This is a genomic window from Rhizobacter sp. P2_H2 (assembly GCF_056403375.1).
In genome coordinates this window covers 1-3,264 of the sequence record NZ_JBFUFP010000619.1, presented here as the reverse complement: position 1 = coordinate 3,264, position 3,264 = coordinate 1, and the positions used below count along the sequence as shown (strand labels likewise).

Annotated in this window: 4 protein-coding genes; 3 read left to right on the top strand and 1 reads right to left on the bottom strand. The window is 68.6% G+C overall.

All coding sequences use genetic code 11. The features are described 5' to 3' along the window. From AC1D15_RS23505 to lspA, 3 genes are all read left to right on the top strand, one after another. A partial coding sequence (locus AC1D15_RS23505; protein ID WP_477827875.1) for an isoleucine--tRNA ligase occupies positions 1 to 1,799 on the top strand: 1,799 nt, incomplete at its 5' end. 22 nt (positions 1,800 to 1,821) lie between these two features. After that, on the top strand, positions 1,822 to 1,989 hold the full coding sequence (locus AC1D15_RS23500) for an addiction module protein (RefSeq protein WP_197066853.1): 168 nt from the start codon (positions 1,822 to 1,824) through the stop codon (positions 1,987 to 1,989). Between the two features lie 4 nt (positions 1,990 to 1,993). After that, entirely contained in the window at positions 1,994 to 2,485 is a 492-nt protein-coding gene (gene lspA / locus AC1D15_RS23495) for a signal peptidase II (RefSeq protein WP_465111889.1), read from the top strand. Positions 2,486 to 2,488: 3 nt separating this feature from the next. Here the strand turns inward: lspA and AC1D15_RS23490 are convergent, their stop codons facing one another. Further along, on the bottom strand, positions 2,489 to 3,262 hold the full coding sequence (locus AC1D15_RS23490) for a TOBE domain-containing protein (protein WP_477827874.1): 774 nt from the start codon (positions 3,260 to 3,262) through the stop codon (positions 2,489 to 2,491). Positions 3,263 to 3,264 lie beyond the last annotated feature (2 nt).

Here is a 3,264-nt window from a genome sequence, read left to right as displayed (position 1 = left end):
AGCACGGGCTGGCGATCGACGACATCCTGAACCCGGTGCAGGGCAACGGCGTCTACGAGGCGACGCTGCCGCTGTTCGGCGGCCTGCACATCTGGAAGGCCGCGCCGCTGGTGGCCGATGCGCTGCGCGACGCCGGCCGGCTGCTCGCCACCTCGAAGCTGACACACAGCTACCCGCACTGCTGGCGCCACAAGACGCCGGTGATCTACCGCGCCGCGGCGCAGTGGTTCGTGCGCATGGATGAAGGCGACGGCGTGTTCACGAAGGACAAGGCGCCGAAGACGCTGCGCCAGACCGCGCTGGAGGCCATCGGCGAGACCAGCTTCTTCCCGGAGAACGGGCGGACCCGGCTGCACGACATGATCGCGAACCGGCCCGACTGGTGCATCAGCCGCCAGCGCAACTGGGGCGTGCCGCTGCCGTTCTTCCTGCACAAGGCGACGGGTGAACTGCACCCCGACACGATGGCGCTGATCGACCGCGCGGCCGAGGTGGTGCAGCAAGGCGGCGTCGAGGCCTGGTCGAAGCTGACGGTCGACGAGGTGCTGGGCGCCGAGGCCGGCGACTACATCAAGAGCAACGACATCCTCGACGTCTGGTTCGATTCGGGCTCGACCTTCTTCCACGTGCTCAACGAGAAGGTGGGCAGCCAGCCGGGCACGACCGGCGGGCCGAACGGTGCGGCCGGTCCCGAGGCCGACCTGTACCTCGAAGGCCACGACCAGCACCGCGGCTGGTTCCACTCGTCGCTGCTGATCGCCTGCGCGATGGAAGGCCATGCGCCGTACCGCGGCCTGCTGACGCACGGCTTCACGGTCGACGGCCAGGGCCGCAAGATGAGCAAGAGCCTGGGCAACTTCATCTCGCTGCAGGATTCGGTGCAGGAGATGGGGGCCGAGATCCTGCGCCTGTGGTGTGCGGCGACCGACTACTCGGGCGACCTCGCGATCGACAAGAAGATCCTGGCGCGCGTCGTCGATGCATACCGCCGCATCCGCAACACGCTGCGCTTCATGCTGGCCAACACCAGCGATTTCGATCCGGCGACCGATGCGGTGCCGGTCGGGCAGATGCTCGAGATCGACCGCTACGCACTCGCGCGCGCGGCGCAGTTCCAGGCCGAGGTGCTGAAGCACTACGAGGTGTACGAGTTCCACCCGGTGGTGGCCAAGCTGCAGGTGTTCTGCAGCGAGGACCTGGGCGCGTTCTGGCTGGACGTGCTGAAGGACCGGCTGTACACCACCGCGCCGAAGTCGCTCGCGCGGCGCAGCGCGCAGACCGCGCTGTGGCACGTGACGCACGCGATGCTGCGCTGGATGGCGCCGTTCCTGAGCTTCACTGCGGAAGAGGCGTGGAAGGTGTTCGCGCCGGGGCAGTCGGCATCGATCTTCATCGAGACCTTCAGCGACACCTCGGCCTGGGCCGACGACGCACTGCTCGCGAAGTGGAGCCGCCTGCGCGAGATCCGCGACGTGGCCAACAAGGAGATCGAGGCGCTGCGAAGCGCGGGCCAGGTGGGCTCGTCGCTGCAGGCCGAGTTGCTGATCACCGCGGCGGCCGACGACCATGCGCTGCTCGCGTCGCTCGGCGACGACCTGCGCTTCGTGACGATCACGTCGCAGGCGCGGATCGCGGCGGGCGCGGCGCTGGCCGTCAGCGTCACGCCGTCGGCGGCGACCAAGTGCGAGCGCTGCTGGCACTACCGCGACGATGTCGGCAGCGAGGCGCGGCATCCGACGATCTGCGGCAGGTGCACAAGTAACCTGTACGGTGACGGCGAGACGCGTACAGTCGCCTGAACCTTCCCTCAAGGAGCCCTCGATGAACCACAGCAATCCTCGCGCGGAGTACCCTGACCTGTTCAAGCTCCCCGTTGATGAGCGGGTGCAGCTGGCCGAGGAGTTGTGGGAAAGCATCGTGGCAGAAACGAAGGACGACCGCACCCCGGTGTCCGAAGCCATCGCACTCGCGCTCCTGCGCAATCGCTGAAAACATGTCCTTCAAGAAATCCTCCGCATCCCTGCTCCCCTGGCTGGGCATCGCCCTCGTCATCATCGTGCTCGACCAGCTGACCAAGTCGCTGATCCTCGCCAACTTCGCGTACGGCGACAGCGTGCACGTCACGCCGTTCTTCAACGTGGTCCGGGTGCACAACACCGGCGCGGCGTTCTCGTTCCTGGCCGGCGCGTCGGGCTGGCAGCGCTGGTTCTTCGTCGGGCTGGGGGCAGTGGCCGCCGGCTTCATCGTCTGGATGCTGCGCAGCCACGGCGGGCAGAAGCTGTTCGCCTGGGCGCTCGCGCTGATCCTCGGCGGCGCGCTCGGCAACGTGATCGACCGGCTGCTGCACGGCTACGTCGTCGACTTCATCCAGGTGCACTGGGCCGACAAGTTCTTTCCGTCGTTCAACCTCGCCGACAGCGCGATCACGCTCGGCGCGATCCTGCTGATCGTCGACGAGCTGCGCCGGGTGCGGCGCGGCAAGTGATCGTCAGGCCGCCACGCCGACGATCACGCTCGACGCCTTGAAGACGGCGGTGGCCGAACTGCCGACCTCCAGCGCCAGTGCCTGCGCGCTGTCGTTGGTGATGATCGCCGCCACCGCGCCGCCGCCGGCCAGCGCCAGCACCACCTCGCAGTTCACCGCGCCCGGCGTGACGCGCGACACCACGCCCTTCAGCTGGTTGCGCGCCGACAGCCGCACGCCGCGCATGTCGGCCATCAGGATGATCGACGAGGCCTTGATCAGCGCGAACGCCTTCGCGCCGACCGCGAGGCCGAGCTCGGCCGTGCTCTCGTGCGTGATGCTCGCGACGATGCGCAGCCCGCCGATCGCCTCGAGCTCGACCTCGTCATTGATGGCCCCGCCGCGCAGCGACACCACGGTGCCGGCGAACTGGTTGCGTGCGCTCGTTCTCATCGCCAGCCCTTCCATCAGTGAATAGTCGCCGGCCAGGCCACCCGCTTGCCGGTTCAGCCGCTCGACGAAACGTGCATGCTCCTGCTGGATCAGCACGACATTGCGCAGCAGCTGCTCGCCGCGCGGCGTGAGCCGCGTGCGCCCGCCGCCGGTCCCGCCGGCGCTGCGTTCCAGCAGCGGCTCGCCGGCCAGGTTGCTCATCTGCTCGACCGCATCCCACGCGCCCTTGTAGCTGAAGCCGGCGGCCTTCGCGGCCTGCGTGATCGAGCCGAGCCGCGCGATCTCCACCAGCAGCGCGATGCGCCGCGTGCCGGCCAGGCTCTGCCCGCCGAGGTTCAGCGTCAGCT

Excerpts from the sequence above, each read along its gene's own strand:
- AC1D15_RS23500 (WP_197066853.1), top strand. The coding sequence starts at position 1,822 with ATGAACCACAGCAATCCTCGCGCGGAGTACCCTGACCTGTTCAAGCTC.
- lspA (WP_465111889.1), top strand. The coding sequence starts at position 1,994 with ATGTCCTTCAAGAAATCCTCCGCATCCCTGCTCCCCTGGCTGGGCATC.